The 18,610-nt window shown below is 68.4% G+C and carries 2 protein-coding genes (1 of these 2 running past the window's edge); both read left to right on the forward strand.

Annotated features, from left to right (window positions below):
• Positions 1 to 18,292 carry the 3' portion of a hypothetical protein gene (locus tag AC07DS_RS17450; RefSeq protein WP_479146211.1) on the forward strand. The gene continues 14,489 nt to the left of window position 1, outside the view, so 18,292 of the gene's 32,781 nt are visible here — the last part of the coding sequence; its start codon lies off the left edge, out of view; it ends in the stop codon at positions 18,290 to 18,292.
• A 45-nt stretch (positions 18,293 to 18,337) separates the two neighbouring features.
• Positions 18,338 to 18,553 (forward strand): hypothetical protein, encoded by a 216-nt coding sequence (locus AC07DS_RS17455; RefSeq protein WP_479146213.1) that lies wholly within the window; start codon positions 18,338 to 18,340, stop codon positions 18,551 to 18,553.
• Positions 18,554 to 18,610 lie beyond the last annotated feature (57 nt).

Consider the following 18,610-nt stretch of genomic DNA (forward strand, 5'->3'; position numbering starts at 1 on the left):
CCTCGCGCTGCCGGCACGAAGCCCGGAGCACGAGACAGCGATCAGCCGTCGCCGCGAAACTCTGACCACCGCGGTGGACCGGCGCCGGGCCGCCGCGCAGCACCAGGAGGCCGAACGGCAGACCGTTGCCGCCCTACTCGACATGCCGAATGCCCTGGAGCAGCGCGGCGGCGAACTCCTGCATGACGAATCTGGCCGCCTGCTCGGTGCGATCATCCGGATGAAGCCCAAGGCTTTCGTCTACCTCTCCGCAGACGGATACACCACGCCGGTGGCAGACAATGCCGACAAGGTCCGCCAGTGGGCCTTCAACGACCTCGAAGCGCGGCAGGAGGCATCACCGGACGGCTGGCGTCCCAGCTTCCTGCGCGACTTGAAACCCGGCGACCTCGTCCGAATCCCGGGGCTGCGTCGCACCCCGGGCACCCTGCGGTACACGCTGGACGAGGACCTCGTCGGCGAACCGTTCATCTTCCAGCGCCTTGAGCGGTCCGACACCGGCACCGTCACCCTTCACGGAGAGCGAGAAAGCCAGCCGACACAGGAGACCATCCACTACAGCCACCTCAAGCACGGCATCCTCCGGGCGGCGACCGGAGCTTGGGCCTTCACCTCCGACGAAGTGGCACTCACCGCGCTGCGCCGACGGGTCCGGACGGCCGTCGACACGGTCGGCGGTGCCCCGATCATGCCGGTCAATCACGTCCCCGCCCTGGAAGCCCTCAAGGATCGTGCCCGGGCAGCCGTCCGCAGGCCGCTGCACCCAGACAACGTAGCGAGCTCCCTCGCTGACGCAGCGAACCAGGCTGACGCTTTGATCGGCTCCCTGTCCGCGGATGACAAGGACTTCCGCGGCAGAGTGTCCGCGCTTCGGTCCGTGCTTGCCGCTGCACGCGAAGGACTGTCCTCCGCCGCGCCGACGGACACCGGCTCCACCCCTGCATCGGCAGCAGTCCCGCCGACCACAGCCGCCGCAGAGCCGGAACAGAGCACCTCCCCAGAGCCAGAGACACAAAAGGAGAAGAGCTCCCCAGCTGCCGTGCTAACAAGCGGCGGAGGCCAGGACTGGCGCCAGATGGAACCCAGCGCGTACGGCCTAGACCGACGCGCCACTGCCCCCGCGCTGCCGCCTGTCAGCCCCGTGCCAGGGCAGGTCGAACTCCCGGATACCGATGGCATGCCTGATGCACCGGCCCAGCCCATGGAGCCGGAGGAGGACACGGGCACGATCGATGACGAGGACGCCGCCGTCCCGTACCACCGTGATGGCTGCACCGGCGAGACCAAGTGGCTCTACCTCGCCGCCGACGAAAAGCGCCGCGTCCGCCACTACCTCTCGTGTGACTGTCACGGTGTGCGGCTGGGCAACTTCCGGCAGTCTGCCCCGCTTCTTAGGCCCGGGCGCCACATCAGCGCCGTCCGTACCGCGCAAGCCCTGGCATTGGCCGACCGGAACAACTATGAGATCTCGGGCGAATTCACCGCCTTGGACGAGCACACCATGAGGGCCCCCGTCATCTGGCGGCATGCCGCCACGCGCGAGAAGGAGGTCGCAGTCCCCATGCCCGATCCCCAGTCCCCGGCGACCCCCGACACCCAGGCCCCGCCTCAGCAGCCGTCCCATACGCAGGCCTTGCCGGCGCTTCCTGATCAGGCCCCGCAAGATCTGGAAGAACTGCGTGCCTACTACCGGCAGAGGGCTCAGCACACCAGCAACGGCCCCCTGAAACTGGCGTGGAACCACCGGGCCGCCGACGCGTCCATGGAGGTCATGGCCGGGGGACTGATCCGTTTCGGCAGCACCCGCGACTGGCGCCTCGCACCGTCCGGTGCCGGCATGCCGTTCGACAGCACTGCGGACAACCTCAGCTTCGCCAGCAAGACGGAGGCAGAGGCATTCGCCAAGCACCTCGCCGACGTGACTGGCGAGGGCGGCGCACCGCTTCCTTGGGCAGCAACCGACTTCCGCCCGGCCTTCGACGGGTGGCGCAGCGACCGAGGGGAGCCGCTCGGGCTGGCACTGGCACGCCTGCGGGTCGAGTTCGACCGCAGCCGTGGCCGCGAACCCTTCTACGTTGCCGCTCGGACCTACCAGCCCTACGAGGACCAGGGCGCTTCCCGTGGCGAGGCACCTCACGGGCACGTCTGGCCCGACGAGGTCCCCGACAACAGCTGGGTCCACGTGCCAGCACACGCCGGCGAACCGTCCCGTGACGTCCTCGTCACGTCCCGCACGCTGCTGCCCCGTGGTGAAGTAGAGATGACGCTGGACGGCGGCCAGACGGTAGCGGTCCCGCGCAACATGGCCCTTCCCGTCGCAGAGCAGACGGAGGCCGTCGACACGTCAGGCCGCACCATCGGCCGACGCGTCGAGTCCACGCTTCTGCAGCCGGGCCAATGGATCCAGATCGACGCGCACGCCGGGGTCCGGCACACCCGACGCGAACGCGAACTCCCCGAGATGGAATACCGGGAGGTCTACCAACTGCGCGGCCGTATCCGCGAGCTCACCACCACCCCCGAGGGACAGCTCAAAGCACACATGGAGGGTGTCACCGCCCTGTCCGGGGACACGTGGGGCAACCACACCCCCGACATCGTGGGGTCCTATGGAGAAGTGGACCCGGTCACATGGCCACTCGGCCAGCGCACGGTCCAGATCACGGCAGACCAGGCCGCATTCGACGCCATGCTGGACCGTCCACTCACCGTCGACGAGATTGTGCACGCCAACAAGGCCCGGCAGCCCTCAACACCCGACCTCGTCTTGATGGCCCGGGTCGTCCACCAGGCCGCGTCCCTCGTCGCAGCAACCGATACCACCTACCCGCAGCACGATCGCCTCCAGCCGCTGGCCACGGCCCTGCCCCCACTCCTCGCTGACATCGACCAGGCGATCGAGACAACCGACTACGCATTGCTCCTGCGCACCACGCGCAGCATCTACGACCTGGTCGACGAGACGGCCGGCAACATCGACGTCTACACCCCTCCGGGTCTCGAGCCGCTCTTCACTGCCAGCAGCCACCTGCGTTCCCTGCTCCTGCACCAGCACAGCGACCAGGTAGACCGCGCGATCACCGAGATCCAGCAGCAGTGGACCGAGCCGTCGCCTCTGCGCGAGATGAGTGACGAGCAACTCTTCGACACCGTGGAGGAGTGGGAGGCCCGAGCCCCGCGCGATCAGTGGGCCCGTGAGGAAGAGAACTGGCCCGAAACCCCTAAAACCATCACCAACGCGGCCAACATAGTCGTCGTCCACGACGACAGGCCAGGAACACGATCACGCGTACAGGGCCTCGCCCGGTACGACCGGGCCGCAGCAGCCGTCCTGCGCGATGCGTCCTTCCGGCCCATCACTGGCTCCAGCGGAGTCAACTGGGACACCGACGCCCGCATCGAGCCCGACGCACGACGCACACGCGCTGAGCAGGCGGTCACCGGGCTGCGCGCCCTCGGCCGCAAGGTGGAACTGCGCACAGTCCAGCAGAACTCAGAGACGATGCCCCAGGCTGTCCCTGCAGCAGGACCGCGCGAAGCGACGTCGGCGGAGACGTCCCCCGAGCCGCCAGGGCCCGCACCCGAAGCGCAGCAGAGCGAGCCCAGCGTCGACGAGGATGCCTACAACGCCGTCACCATCCAGGTCGTCCACCGAGGGCATCCACTGGAGAGCCTGGTCCGCGGTGTCGCGCCCGGCGACGCACGAGCCGAGGAGGTACTGCGTGCAGCCGGCTTCCGCAAGATTCGTGGCGGCGGCGGCCGCGGATGGGAGCCTCGCGCCCGGAAGTGGGAGACGCGACTCACTGCTGCCCTCGGTGCGGTCCGCGGTCTGACGGCACTCGGCCGGAACGTTTCCTCGGACATCGAGGACGGCAGGGCCAGCGTTGAGAACTACCGCGCACAGGAGCACCGCGTACAAGAGGGTCCCTTCGCCACCCGCGAGGAACACCGCGCCAGCGAAGACCAGCTTCTCAAGAAGCTGCACAACTGGATCATGTACATGGAGGGGCATTCCCCCTCGACCCGCAGCGTGCACTACCTGCAGGAGCAGCTCGCCGTCGAGACCGCCAAGGTGACGATTGTCGAGGTACTGCAGAATCAGCAGCACACCTATGAGAGCAACGGCCGGCCCGACAGGCACCTGACCGATGAGGACAACTACGAGGTCCTCCTCGAACACCTCACGACGCTCGACCACGACAACTACCGTCGCCCGCAACAGGTCACCGACCGGCGCGAAGAAGTTGTTGCGGAGATCCGCCGGCACATCGACCAGTGCCAGCAGACCCGAGGTACCACCACCTACGCCGCGTTCCTCGCCAGCGATGCCCCACCACCCCGGGTGTTTGCCGCGGACCTCATGCCGGACCGCAAGCTCAAGTACGGCAACCAGATCTGGTCCGGCCCCGAGGCCGTGCTGCACTTCTCCCGCGACGCGCACTTCTACGGCAAGCCCGTACGCCAACTGACCCCGGGTGAATGGCGAGTGTCCGTCGACCACGACGACGTCCGCCTCTTCAAGACCCCCACCGAAGTCGAAGAGCAGGCGCTGGCCCGATCCATTCGGGACAGCGTCGACACGCTCACGGACTTCCCGATCCTGGACAGCGAGTCCTTCCAGCATTCTCTGAACGAGCTCCGGCAGAGCATCGACACCTGGCGGCAGACCGCCAGCGCAGGGGTGGACCGCGGCTCCAACCTGCGCTACCCCCGCGAGGACCTCGACAAGAACCTCGATCACGTCTTCTGGCTCCTGGAGAACCAACGCCCCCTGCGCCTCCTCATAGCAACCCTTCAGGCGTCCACCGACTCCGCGGTCCGGGTCGAAGCAGCCCTGGAGCACTCCTACGAGGATCCAGCCGACCAGGAGGCACTGCGGGCTGTCGCACACCACTGCCGCATCATCCGCGAACGCCTGGAGACCACCTCTCGGACCCCCAAGGAACTCCCGACCGAGCGACGGTTCACCAGCATCGATGAGGTCCGCGCGCACTGGAGGAACACTCCGGACCCCGCCAACGCCCCTCTCCACGCAGACAACGCCCGCAGGGCAGCCGACAACCTGGACGACACCGCCCACCTCACCCAGCGCGGTCACCTCGTTGTCGCCCGGCAAGACTCCCGCGGGTCCTTTGTGATCAAGCACACCGGGAGCAGCCTTACCGTCACCACGGCCAGCACGCACCATGTGGACCGCGCCCTGGAGCTGGCGCAGGCGCTGGAGGACATGGCGGTAGGCCAGCAGCCCTTTGACTGGGCCTCGCCCAGCATCGACCAGCGGCTCGCCGCGCACCAAGACCTGATCAAAACCGTGACCGCGCTCCAGGTGAAGACGTGGTACCCCGCGAGCGAGGCGGCCGAGCACCGACGCACACTCCGCGACGTCGTTGAAGCCTGGCCCCGCAGCTGGATCACCCCCAACGACACCTTCGAGCTAACGGCAGGCGGTCTGGTCATCGGTGCCGACCGCGGCTACACCCCTGCCTGGCACATCCTCCCCGCGACCGCCGCGCTCGACCTCGGCCTGCCACCGATGCCCGACCGCGACCAGGCGCACGCTTTGGCCCAGCACTTGGAACGTGAGCTCGTAGACCACACCGGCTCCCCCCTCGACTGGGACAGCCCCGATCTTGCCGCGCTACTCACCACGTTCAGGACTAGCAGCGGCCTCAGCTTCCACGAGGCACTGGTCGAAGCCCACCGCACCTTCACCACAGCTCCCACCCCCGCCGAAGAACAGCCGCCAACCCGCACGCTCGTTGCCACCGCTGCCGCAGACCAGACAACGGAGTCCTCGTCGAACTCCGAATCGAAGGAGGACGCGCCCACGACCTCGGCAGACGGCGCCCACAACCAGCTTCCTCTGGGTGAGTCCGTCACCCGAAGCGGACAAGTCGTCGGCAACCGCAAGAAGACCTCGACCCAGGGCGACTACCACTGGATCACCATCCGCGCGCACAACAACACCATCCTCGCCTTTCGCCTGGACGCCACCCCCTACGTCCCCACTGGCCTGCAGCCCGGCCAGGAAGTCACCGTCACCGGCACCGTCGCCGAACCCGCACAGCGGCACAACGGCCGTACCCAGACGCTGCTGCGCAGCCCCGCCATCACCCCGGCCGACACCCCGGCAAGCCCAGCCGAATCGCGGGACTGGCCCGACCTGACCCCCACTCAGCGAGACGTACTGCGCGCCCTTCCATACGTTCAGCGGAGCATGGCCTGGACACCGGCGTCCTTCGAGCCCTTCTTCGAGGTCCTCATAGGAGACCAGTGGAAGACCATCACCACGGTCAACACCTTCACCCTGCGCACCGGTCCGGACGTGCACGGCTTCCACGAAGTCCTGGCCGTCCGCGGCAAGGACCACCAAGACCACCAAACCGTGCTCGTCACCGTCGCCGACGCCATCGAGGAACTGAGCGAACCCACCGACGACGAACTCCACACCCCGCTGCCCCCGGCGCCGGACATCGGGCCGCCCGAGGCTCTCACCGACATCGAACTGCACCAGGCGATCACCCGGCTTACGACCTGGCTGGACTCCGCCCACCCCCATGCACTGACCGAGATTGACCCCGAGGAGCCGCTCACACGGCGCCTCATCACCCTTCAGGAACTCCGCACCCGGCTCGACGCCGAGCGGGCCACGCGCAGCGGACTCTCCCAGGACCTGCACACCGTCGGCACGATCACGCTGGAGCGCGCCCGGCAGCACCTCCACCTCGGTGCCCGGGACGTACACGGCCGCATCGCGATCCTCGACCACAACGACACCACGCTCGCGCACATCGCCCATGACACCAACGGCATGCCGGAAGTCGCCGAAGAGCCCCTCGACGATCCGCGGCGCACGCGCAAGCGCGGGTATCGCGTCCACCACAGCGACGGGAGCACAGAGAAGCGCGCCTACCGAAGTCCTCATGGGGCGATGGCCGCCTACTTCCGCGACCACCACCCGGCTGCCAAGAGCCCGCAGGCCAAGCCGCCCGCTCCCCGCTTCGCGAACAGCCGGGCCCTGCGTACCTACCTGCGCAACCTGCCCGACGCCGCAACCACCGCCGAGCAGCGGTTCGTCGAGTACTGCCGCCGTGCCGCCGGCGAGGAAGCGATCGATGAGAACGGCAGGACCATCGATCTCGCCCCAGTGCGCCTCTCGCCCGGCAAGCGGATCGTCCTGCACCGCGGCGACAGGAAGACCCGGACCCGCGCAGACCATGCTTCCCTCAACGATCGGGCCCAGCTCTGGGACACAGCCGACAGTGCACCCCGGATCGTCTCCAACTGGGTGCTCCAGTCCACTCATCGGCTCCAGACCATTGCCGGTGTCTTCCCCGTCCGCACCCAGCGCGAGGCGGAAACACTGGCCACCGCCCTTGAGGCGCTACGGGACCACGAGGGGAAACCCCTCGACTTCGATCAGCCGGGTCTCACCGAGCGACTGCGCAGCTTCCGCGACGCCGAAGGCAGGAACTGGTACACAGCCGTCGCGGTCATCCGCACCCTCACACCGGGCCTCGACCCCGACGGTACACACGCCCGCTGGCTACTCAAGAACGCTCCCGAGCACGCTCCGGCAGCCCTGACAGCAGTCACCCACGTGCCGGGGAACCAGGCCCACTCTCGTGAAGCGCCCTCCCCGCCAAACCGCAAGGTCGCGGTGCCCCCTGAGGAGAACGTGGCCCAGCCTGCAGCGCCCCGCTTCTCGACCCCGCAGTCCGCGGCAGAGCACATTGCCGCTGGGGAACGGAGCGCCCGCCTCGCCACCGTGCTTGCATTGGCGGACGGCAAGCTCAGCGACCCGCCCGGCTTCCTGATCGCCCGCGCCACTGCCACTCAGCGCGACATCACCGCCGTTGGCCGCAAGAACCACTGGTTCATCGTCCACATCGGCCTCGGTGCGGTCGTCGGTGACAGCGCCGGCCACACCACCCAGAGCGAGGCCCTGGCCATAGCCAACGCCATCGCTGCCACCCCGACGCAAGACGGCCAGCCAGTCGACTGGGAGCACCTTGACACCTACGAGGCCACCGACCAGGCCATCGGGCAACTGGCCTTCTCTCTGGGGGAGGTGAGCCAACGCACCCGGGACGAACTCGCCGCAGCCAAGGCGGCCGCTGCCGAGGAGCAGCGGCAGGCGGCTCTCGACGCTGAGCGCGCGACCCTCCCACACCCTGAGGACGGCGTCGCCGCCCCCTTCCGGGACCAAGACTCCATGCGCGCCTACTGGTCCGCCGGCGGCGATCCGGAACTCCCTGAGGGAGCCCGCCAGTTCCTGCGAGCCGCAGCTGCTGACCCGAACCGAACCCTTCACCTCTCGGCCAACAAGCTCTTCACCCTGATCGAGCACATCGGCGACGACGTTTCGGCGCACCCCTGGACCGTCGTGCCCGCCCGCAGCGGCGGAAGCCTCCTCGAAACGAGCCACCACACCAGCCGCGAGCTCGCCGAGCACTTCGCCCACCAGCTCACCACCCTGCGCGGACACAACGGCGAGCCCATCGCCTGGGAGAACCCCGCACTCGACCTGCGGGACTTCCACACCGACCAGAACGAGCCCATGCCACTGGCGCTGCTCCGCCTCGGCGCCGAACACGCCCAGCAGCACGGCGACCAGGGCCGTGACGCCGTCGAGAAATACGCCATCGCTCTGGCCGACGCCGAAAACAACGGCGCCGGCCGCGGCCGCATCTTCGCCCGTGACGTCACGACCGACACCCTCCTGAGCTACCGCTCCACTTCGGCCGGCCGCGACATCCCCGTACGCGTCCTGAGCGTCAAGACGATCCCCGGATCTGACCGACGCGCTATCACCACCAGTGCTTCCACTATCCGGGTCGACGACGATGAGCGCCTGGACCTCGGCGATCAACTCGACCCCCACGCCTATGACTCGGACGGCAACATCCTGGGACGCTGGATCCAGGCCCCGGACGTCCAGCGCGGCGACCGCATCCGCTTCGAGGAAGGTGCGCTCAGCCTCGGCAGCCACTTCGTCACTGGTGACCTCGCCCAGTTCAAGGGGCAAAACTCGTGGGTCGCAGTCGAGGCACGGGTCGGCGACGTCGAAGGTGGCTGGCATCTGTTCGAGGCCCGCTACTTCCACCGCGATACCGGACAGGAAATCACCGGACTCGGCGAAACCTTGCGCGTCTATGACTTCGCCACCGGATCACTACACGGCCTGATCCACCTGACCGCAGAGCGGACCCCACCGCCTCCCGCTGAGCCGGCCGAGCCGACCCCTCAGCAGCGCGCCGAAACCCGCCGGGAGGCCCTCGACTACCTCACCACCCTGCAGCCACCATTCCTGGCGAACCTCGACCTGGCGAGCGCACACGTCACCGAGCGCGGCTCGTTCCTCGTCGCCAAGTCCACAGCCAAGAACAAGCCGCTGTACCGCAAGGGCAAGTGGTACACCGTCCACACCGCCAGCGGGACCCTCATTTCCAACGGAGACGGCGACGACACCAAGCGCGACGCGACCGAATTCGCCGACCTCCTGGAGCACGCCACCACCGCCGAGGGCACCCCCATCAACTGGGCACAGTTCACCACCAGCGACGAGCTGCGCTACACCCAGACCATCCCTGGCTACGCCTACGACGAGCTGCACAACAAGACCGGACTCCGCTTCCAGGCCCAGCGAGCCGCCGCAGACGACGCAGCACTCGAGGCACAGCGGCCAGAAGACCCCGACCCGGACATCGGCCCCTTCCGCCGCCGTGACGATCTGCTGGCCTACTGGGCTCAAGGCGCCGACCCGGCGCTGCCCGAGGAGCACCGCACCGCGCTGCGGAACATCGCCACCCAGAACCCCGAGACCGTGCACCTCTCCGCGGACGGACAGTTCGCGCTCATCTCGGCACCCCTTGGGTGGCTCGTCCTGACCGCCCGAAGCGGCAACAGCCTCATCCCGGCCAGCGACCCAAACCACCAGGCACGCACCAACCACCCCACCCGCAAAGCTGCCGAAGGCTGGGCCGCGCTCGTCGCCACCCTGCGCGACGCCGACGGCAACCCGCTCAACTGGGCAGCCCCCGACGTCCGCCCCGACGATCGCGGCAGTGACCGCGGGGAGAGGTGGAAGCTCGCCTTCCTGCGCATCGACGCCGAACATACCACTCAGTTCGGCGACCAACACCGCAACGCCGAACGACGCTACGACCTTGAACGCGAGCGAACGGACAACAACGGAGCCGGAACCGGACGCATCTGGGGCCGGGAGATCCAGGACGGCACGGAACTGCGGCATGAGGCGGACCCCACGCTGCCGGAGCGGGTGCTGTCCATTACGCACCGCACGGACGACCAGATCACGCTGCTGACCACCGCAGGCCCACGCACCGTAGGCCCCGACGAGCGCGTAGCCCTGGCAACGGGTGAACCGCAGCGGTCCGCGGTAGACGACCAGGGACAGACCCTCGGCACCCGCGTCCTGCCGTTCGAACTCGAGGCTGGGAAACGCGTCCAACTGCAGACGCCGGCCAGCACGCTGTACGGCCGACTCCTCCTCTCCGAAGCGCTCGGAGCCACGCACCTCATCACTCTTTGGGCGACCGCCACCTCGGTGTCTCCGGACAGCGGAGACATCCACCTCGACGGAGTCCGCCTGTGGGACGAGAGCGGACGCCCCCTCGCCCGGACCGACCACAGCGCCACTGGACTGCGCCGATTCGACAGCAACGGCCACCCCCTCGTCCAGACCAGTGACAGCATCACTTTCACCCTCAGCGACCTGGGCGAGCTCGGCCAGTTCGTACAGCTCGACGACGATGCGCCCGAACCTCGCGACAAGTACGCGCAAGAGGCGGAATCGCGGCCGGATACGCCAGAGCCTCACGAGATCACGCCGAAGCAGATGCAGCCCGGCGACCACGTGACCCTCACCGTCGGCCGGGGCGGTCTCGAATGGCCGGACAGCACCCGCGGCTTGGCTGAGAAACCCGAGGTAGTCAGGGTCCAAGGCCTGGTGTATCCGTCCTACGACGGGCAGCTCGGGGGCTCCGTCGCGCTGCTCGAGGCCACTCTCACAGACGCTGGGACAGGGGAGGTATTGGCCGCGGACGAACCGCACGTCCTCATCACACGCCTGCCGGCCAGCGTAGTTGTCGACCCCAGCAAGTACCGCGACGACCTGCGGCCCGAGCCACGCCGAGCCGACCAAGTCCGCGTCGGTGACCTCGTGGCCCGCGGGCGCACCGGCCTCGCGGTGACGGACATCTTCCACGTCACTAACCGAACACCCCACATCGGCCTTCGCTTCGGCGAGGACGAGTATCCCTACCTCCCGGAAGCCAGCGAGGAACTGCCGGTCGTTCCCCGCGAACGACGCCGTCCCGAAGACCTGGCACGGCTGCTCGGGCCGCATCGCTCCCTCAGCGCCATGCAGTTCGACATGAACCGCATAGCTGGCCCCAACTCCTTGCTTGCCCGGCTCAAGGCGGAAGCCGAGCGGCGCTCGGAAACGGTGCCCGGCCTCAGCGCAGCGTTGGACGAGGTCGAGCAGGAGCTCGCACCGCTGCAAACCGCGGGTAGCGGAGCCGAAGGCTGCCGTGAACGAGCCACAGCACTGCGCGCAGCGCTGCCCAGGGTCCAGCAGATCAACGCCGAACTGCCGCTGTCTGTAAGGACACAGTCCGGCATTGGCGAAGACATGCTCGTCCTGTGCACCGCGCTCGATGTCCAGGCCCAGCGCCTCGACGCGGACGTCGCCGGCTTGGAGCGGCGGGCCGCCGAGCGCGCTGCTACCAAAGCTAGGGAAGCCACCGAGGCTACAGCGGCACAGCAGACATCCCATCCCGCGACACCCATGACTGCGCCCAGCCAGGTCCAAGGCGACCAGCCGACACGTGAGGCAGGGGACGAAGACGCACTCTTCGCCGTTGAAGCGGTCTCCACCCCAACGCGGCGACGCAGCATCGTGGATGATCTCGCGGACGAACCGGCCGAGGCAGCCCGCGCCGAAGGCGACTCGCCCTCGTCCCGCTCAACCGAGCAGGCAGGAACGGCTGAACAGTCTGCTGCCAGCAACGATGCCACGGCAAGGCCGCCCCAGCCGCGCCGCCGGAACACACCGATACGCCAAGGGGCAAGCGCAGAGGCGCATTTTGGGATGGCCGCACCCGAGGGCGCAGATGGGAGCGCCGTAGTACGCACCACCTCGGCGCCTGCGGTGCTGGCCGATGTCGTCTCGGACCCCGGCGGCCTCGATACTTGGGACGCCGACGGGGGACGCTCAGCGGAAGAAGCCGTAGTCGAAACTGATGGGGCCGGACTCTTCGGAGATCACAACAACACACCCGTCGAGATCACCTCCACGCAGTCGGCAACGCCCGCCCAGGGCATGGACCAGGACATCGAGCCCGCGGAGGACCCCAGGGCCGAGCAAGCCGCATCCCCCACGCAGACAGTGCCGACCAGGCAGACGCCCACCACCGACTCCGGCACTATCGCGATACCCCCGTCAGCAGCCGAAGAGGAAACACGGTCCCCCTTCCATATCGCCAAGTGGCCGCAGATCGGCCGCATGGGAGGAAAGCGGATACAGGCATGGCGCAGTCGCGGCGCCGAGCTGCCGCCAGCCACCAACCCCCACACCGATCCGCGGTCCGAGGCGACGCGACACATCACGGACCCGAAGGTCCGAAGCGACGCACGAGCCCTATTCCAACAGCTCAACCCCTTGGCAGAGTTCGACGCCGCACTTGGCAATGCGCTCAGCCGAACCCGCAACTCCTCCGTACGCGCCCTGGCCTCCCAAGCCGGCCAGGCACTCCGTGAGGAACTCGTCGCCGGTGCCGAAGAAGCGCAAGAGCAGTTCCAGACGGCCATGATCGCACCCGGCGTCCTGCACTATGCGCGCGGATACGGGCGCGACGTACCCACCGAACAGGCCTACCGGCGTAGCCACAGTGCATTCATTCACGTGGTTGAGCAGGCCGAAGCCGAAGCACAACGCCGTGGCATCGACGCGGGCGCGGTTACCGCGGTGCTGGCCGACGCAGCCGGCTGGGACGGCAGCCTCAACGACGGCCGCCTGATGAACACACGCCGTCTCAACGGACCCGTCCACGCCGCCTACCGCTCCGCCCAAGACCGCCTCGCCTGGATGCTTCAGCGCGTGGGCTGGCTGGACAAGCACAACAAGGCGCGCGCAGCACTGGACTTGCCCGCCCTCCAGGCACCACCCGCCACACCTGCGAGCACCGCCGAGACTAGCTTCTGGCCCTCCCTCGACAGAGCACAGCGCCGCTACACGCGGACCCCACGCCGAGACCTCTCGGCGCTCGCCGCCGCCTATCTCTCCGACGGTGCAGATCAGGTCATCGGCCAGGCCGCCTGGGAGGAGGCCTACCCTCTGGCCCAGTTCGAGGAGAACGCCCGAACGGTCCTCGACCAGATCACCAACACCGAAGAACACCGCCTGGTCGGCGAAGTCCAACGCGCGCTCCACGCCGACCTCACGACCCTGCTCCAAGACACCACCCAGTCGCCCCCCACCATCAGCCAGCTCACCGAGACCGTGGCCGGGCACCGCTCCCGCGCTACGGACGAAGCCGAGATGCTCGGACTGGACCCCCGCCAGGTCTGCAGCCACCTCGACTACATCGCCGGCTGGGACGGATCGATCGCGATCACCCCCGAGGGAAGCGCCGTCGCCAACTACACGACAGCCTTCACAGTCCGCACCGCCCGGACAGCGACCGGAACGCCAGAACAGCGCCGCCGCCGACATGAGCTGGTCGCGCAACTCCCGGACCCCAACGCGCTGCTCAAAGTACTCACCGCACTGCAACAGCCGACCGAGGCCGCATCGGCCGCCCAACCTCAACTAACCCTCGTCTCCTCCGCCCCCCAACCGCGTGCCCATCAGCAAGCCGCCGCCTCGAGCACCGCAGACCCGGAGCCGCCCACGGCCACTCCGGAACACACCCAGCACACCACCGAGCCGATGGAGAAGCCCATGGCTGCACCCCCTCCGGCTGCCCAGCCCACAAGGGCGGCGCAGCCCCGCACCGCCGCCACCCCCCAGCCCGCGGGCCAGGTCGTCGTGCTCACCGTGAACGGTGACGCCTACGCCTTCCAGAACCTAGCCTCGGACCGTCTCGCAGCAGACGTGCGCAATGCCCTGCACCATGGCGGCGCCCCAGCCACGCGCACGATGTACGGGCACATCGGAAAGCGGCAGTTGCCGCTCTTCTGGGAAGCAACGCCCGCGGGCATCGTCTTCAGCCTCGAAGACGACCCGGAGCCCGTCCTGACTGTGGCACCCACCGACATGACGCCGCTCAACCCCAGCGTGCGCCCGCCGCGTGAAGAATCCCCCTACCCACGGCTGATGAAGGCCATTGCTGCACGCTTGAAGGCCAGCGGCCAGACGGCGCCGTCCGGACCACGACTTGTACCGCAAGCAACAAGCGGACCCTCGCCGATCGCCCGCCAGGAGGCACAGAGGCTGGCCGATGAAGCGTCCGAAATGACAGACCTGATCATCCTGGCAACCGTCATCGCGGACATGCAAGTGAAGCGGCTCCATTCTGTCCCGGTTAACACGTACAGCCGCCTCGGAACTGTTCCGCTCGACGAGTGGCTGCAATCCCAACGCCTCCGCATTGCCGCCCAGAGGGACTCCTCGACCGCGACGCAGGGCCTCAACCCTCCCCAGCCTCAGGAAGGCATGCATACGCCCGAAGCGCACGCCGGAGCCGAGCCGCAGGCAGCCGCGTCGCCCGCACCCGACGAAGCCTCGCCCGCGTCCCAGGATGCCTCCGAGAGGGCACCAGAGCCCGAACTCGCCGCCACCGGACGCCCCACTTCACGCGCCCGCGCCCAAGAAACGTCCCTGACGGAGGAGAGCCCGCGCGACCAGCGCGCAGCCGCACCCTCTCCCGTGGATACCGGCGATCGGGAGCAGGAACCGGTCGCCCCGGAACGGATCTACGCCGCCCTCGAAGCTGCTCTCCCTCTCTTCGAACAAGCGCTGGCCACCCCGGGGGCGGCTGCCGCCCAAACGCACCTCGCCGAGAAGCGCGGCATCACCGAACTGGCCGAAGCCCGACGCTGGAACATCGGCTACGCGCCCGCTGGACGACGGAAACGCAATTGGCGCGCGATCACCAACGAATTGCGCAAGCAGGGATTCACGAAGGACGAGCTGGTCGACGCGGGCCTTCTGAACATCACGGACAAGGGGAAGGAGGTCGATCAGTTCATCGACAGCGTGGTGCTTCCCATCCGCGATGAGCAAGGCCGCGTCGTCTCCTTCATCGGCCGCGCTCTGGATCCGACGGCGATTGAGGTCTACGGCAAGTACCGCTCCAAGAACACCGCCGTCTTCAAGAAGGGCGAGCAGCTGTACGGGCCTGACGGCTGGCAAGCCACCGCCGCACGCGGCGGCCCGATCTACCTCAGCGAGGGGTCTTTCGATGCCAACGCGAACACCGCGGCCCTGGATGCCGTCGGTCACCCGGACCCCGAGCGCCCCGGCGTCTCCGTCGCCCCCTGCGGCACAGCGCTCACCACCAACCACATCGCCGAACTCGCGGCCCTTCACGACGGCCCGCAACCCCTTGTGCTCGTGCTCGACAACGATCGAGGCGGCCAGGACGCGCTGATCCGTCAGGCCGCGCTGACCGCCGAATGGGACGGCCCTGTCCACGCCGTGTTTATCGAGGGTGCCAAGGACCCTGACGAACTGCGCCTGAATCAAGGCGATGCCGCCCTGCATCAGGCCCTCACGGAAGGCCAGCTCCCCCTCGACGAGGCCCTCGCGCAGGTCGTTGAACTCCGGGCCGCTGAGACACTCAAGAAGATGCAGGACGAGAAGAGTCTCCTGCCCCCGGTCGACGCGGCCCAGGCGATCGGCGTGATGCTCGGCGCTGCACGGCTGCCCGAGGCAACCGTGATCAAGCTGGCGCTGCACCTCCAGGACACCCTGGAGATGGGAGCCGAGCACACCACCTACGCGGCCTTCACCGAACGCAACCCGCACGAAAGCGCCGACTCGGCCTTCCGCCGGGCATCCGAAGCCATCCACCAAGTCATGGAGGAGCGCCAACGCGCCCAGCAGGCGACACACTTCCAGGAGGAGTTCCGAATCATGGCAGCGACCGACACCGCCGAGCCCGCGCAGGCCCTGCCCGCGGAGCAGCTGGCCGCCGACCTGGAACCCGTCATCCAGGCGGCTGAATCCAGCGAGACAGCACCCACTGCCACCGCAGCTTCGCAGGCTGCCGCGTCGACGACGCCCATCCGCGAGCGCCTGGTGGCAGAGGCGCAGGAGGCCGACGCCACTCTCGCCGCCGCAGGTGAGCAGGTCACGCTCACGGTCCCACTCGACCTCCAGCCGCTGATGCAGGAGTTCGAGACGCTCACCGCCATGGAGAGGCGGACGGTCCTGGAACGGCCCCCTCTGGGCGAAGACCAGCGCTACCAGCAGATCCTTCTGCTCGTCGCGGCCGCCAACGCTGCGCTTACCGCCATCCGAACCGACACCAGCAGCAGCGAGCATGCCCGCCAGCGTCGGCAGGCTGCACTCACCTCAACGGTCGCCCGGGCCATCAGCATCAACAGCACGGCGCTTTCCGAGGAGTTGGCGCGCGAAGGTGTCCGCACCCACCCGGTCCCCGAGACACTCCGCGCACTCACGCGGGCAGCCACCGACACCGCCGATCAGGCCGCTGGGGTCCTCGAGCCCGGCATCGGGCTGACACATTACCTCGCGGTCACGCGGGAGATGGACAAGCTCGTCACCGCATTGGAGGCGCTCGCCCCGCCCAACCAGCGCCGCTTCCCGATCCCAAGCTGGCCAGAGGCCCTCACCTGGGACGCGCTGCGCAACTCCCTTCCCAGTGTTCGCCGGTCGCCGGCAGCCCAGGCAGCTGCCGACCTCACCCGCCGCTGGACGCGCCTGGACGTCGCACTGGAGCGCTTCCAGGGCGACCGGAAGCTCAATGGTCTCGGGCGGACGCTGAAGATCCGAGGCGCCGAAATGATAGCAACCCTGGCTGGTTACCTGGCTGAGGTGTCCGAGCGCAAGGGATGGCGCCTCAGCACGGCTCTGTGGGAGGCAGTGCACCACTGGGCCAGCGAGACCGTTGATCTCCTCCGCGGCAGGATCAGCGAAGGAGAGAGCCGGGTACCCGGTCACTACACGGGCAAGAAGCCCAATCCCGTGTTCGAAACGGCCATTCAGCAGGCACGCACGGCATGGAAGGAACTGCAAGCGCTAGACCCGGACGACCCCGAGTCGCCCACACTTCGAGCCGACATTCACGCCCGGGCGCTACTGGCCTGGCTCGACTTCACCGCGCAGAGCGGTGAGAGCAACGGTCTCGACGCAGCCCTCGATCCCTCCGAACGGATCGGCTTCCTACTCAAGAACGTGGAGAGCCCCGCCCGGATCGGAGAGTGGAGCCGTATTCGGACCGCAGTCCTTGAGCTCGCGGAAACCCTGTCGGAACGCAACCCGCGGCGCCAACTGCTCGACGCCTGGGCCGAGCGCATTCACCGCACCATCAGCGGAGACACCACACCCGACCCAGCTGCCGCAGCGCGGCTGACCGCGACGGACATCCACGAGTTCGCACAGCGAGCCCTTGCCACTCAAGAGCCTTCGCCGCTAGTTCTGGCCGACGACCCGGACACCTTCGAACGTGCCCAGCATGCGCTGGCAGTCATGGAGCGACTGGGCATCGTCTCGGAGGCGGATGCGTCGCGCCCCGAGGGCCCCTCCCGCCGGGCCATGCTCATCACCGACCCGGACGAACTACAGCACGCCCTGCTGCGCGCAGAGTCCGAACTCGCCACCTACCGCGCCAACTTGCCGACGGAAGCCGCGCCGCAGGCCCCGACCACGAACTCCGCATCGGCCGAAGCCAGCCCCGTTGAGGCTGGTGCCGCTGAGGCCAGCGAGGCACCGACCCCGGATGGGCCCGCAGCCGAGCCCCCGGCGAGCGCGGGACCCTCGGCAGGAGGGGACACGCCCGCATCCGTGCCGCCGTCCGCTGAGTCCCAGCCGGTATCCGGGCCCGCAGCACCGTCAGCCGGTCCGGAGAAGCCCACGAGCGCACCCGAGCCGGAGCGGCGCGGGCGCCCCTCCAACCAGGCCCGGGTGGCGAGCCTTCTCAAGGACAGCGGCAAGCGCGTCCAGGCTCTCACGACGGAGCGCCCGCAGGAGGCAGCGGCGCAGGAAGCGAGCCCTGCCGTCACACCGATACGCCCGCAGGACCAGGCCGCGCGGCAGGCTCAGCAGCCACTCGCGCGGACAGCAGGCGCCGGCCGAAACTGACAGAGGACTCACCGCAGAACCCGAAGAAGGGAGAGGACCGCACCCATGGCTCAGGAGGCAGAAGCCGACGAGGCAGGAACCCAGAGACAGGAGCGGGCCCGACGCCACGTCCAGGTCGTCACCGAGACTCAGATGCGTCTTCGGCAACTGGAAGCCGGCCGGCGGGCCGCCTGTGCGGCTCCGCTGCCCCCCAAGCCTGCCCGCGCGCAGCACTACTTCGCCGAGCTGCAGTCGCCGACGATGGCAGCCAGAACACGGTGACAGGTGGCGTCATGCAGGTGGGCCTGTAGGCCCCAGATCATCTGGGGCCTACAGGCC

Source organism: Streptomyces sp. NPDC044064 (genome assembly GCF_056434245.1).